1 pseudogene is annotated in these 1331 nt (G+C 72.3%); it reads left to right on the top strand.

The annotated features are described in order from the left end of the window. Positions 1-274: 274 nt before the first annotated feature. Positions 275-1331: pseudogene (locus tag DKT68_RS28650) on the top strand (hypothetical protein); the annotation flags it as partial.

Raw genomic sequence — 1331 nt, 5'->3', positions numbered from 1 at the left:
TGTGAGGCGGTGGGGTGGTGGTGCGTCGGGGGACCGCCCGGTTGCCGGAATCTTGCAACCAGGGCTGAAATTTTCCGAAAGGTTACAAGCGTGTTGCAGCCACTGTCAATGCATGGACGTTCGTCACTGTCTTTAGTGGGGTGCACCTGAAGCCCGGCGATCGCCGCTACACGCGTCCCGACGCGGGTTGGTTCGATGCGGCCCAGAAATCTTCCGTCCCGGTGATCCGCGCGGGCCGCCGGTCCGTACTGGATGGGGGAGCAGGGGTCGGCCGGTGGTACGCCGCCGCGAGACGATCGAGGAGCAGATGGCCCGGGCAAAGCAGAACCAGAAGGCGGCCACCGTCCGGACCAGCGCCAGCAGTCGGGGGGTACGCACACCGTCGCGGTCGGCGACCGCCCTGCTGATCGCGTCGGTGCTCGCCGCGCTCTGGGCGGCGACCATGCTGACCGGCGCGGGTCAGAAGGCGTACGCGTACGGCTTCTTCTTCACCGAGTTCTTCGCCGGGGTGATCGCCCTGGTGTCGCTGAGCCTGACCGTGATGCTCGGCCTGCTCGCCACCGACCGCCTCGTGCTGCGCATCTCGCACCGGGTGCTGATGCAGTCGGCGCACCGGGCCACCGGCGTGCTCGGCGTGGCCGGGCTGCTCTTCCACGTGCTCACCAAGATCGCCACGGGCCGGGCGGCAGCGACGGACGCGCTGGTGCCGTTCGTGGGCGGCCGTGGGCTCTACGTCGGGCTCGGCACGGTGGCCGCCCTGCTGATGGTGAGCGTGATCTGGACCGGCATCATCCGGGCCCGCTTCGCCGGCGTCGGTCCGAAGTGGCTGTGGCGATCGCTGCACTCCATGGCGTACGTCTCCTGGCCGTTCGCTCTCTTCCACGGCCTCAACGCCGGCCGGGTCGCCCAGTCCTGGGTGGTGTTCAGCTACCTCGGCTGTGTCCTGCTGGTCGTGCTGGCGCTGCTGGTCCGGCTCTCGGTCACCATCGGACGGCGCAGCCGCGAGCAGCACCAGGCCGCGGTGCGGAACGCCGTGATGGCCGGCCGCGCCAGCGAGGAGAGTCGCGGCCGGTCGCTGCTGGCCGGCCTGGGCCGGCGCCGCGACAGCGCCAAGGACGACCGCCCCGCGTGGGCGGAGACCACCACCGCCTCGTGGACCGCGCCGGCCGGCCCGCGCCGGCGCGACCCCGAACGGTTCACCGTCCCGGTCGTGCCCGAGCCGGGCTCGCTCGCCGCGCCGGCCCGGCCCAGCCGTCGCCAGCGCGAGGAGGAGCCGGCGGCCCGCCGGGACACTGAACGGGCGGCACGCGGCCGGCGCGACGAGCTGGAGC

The sequence above is a fragment of the Micromonospora acroterricola genome (genome assembly GCF_003172955.1).
Lineage (GTDB): Bacteria > Actinomycetota > Actinomycetes > Mycobacteriales > Micromonosporaceae > Micromonospora > Micromonospora acroterricola.
The sequence above is the reverse complement of the archived record's forward strand: the minus strand, read 5'-3'. Positions and strand labels throughout refer to the sequence as shown.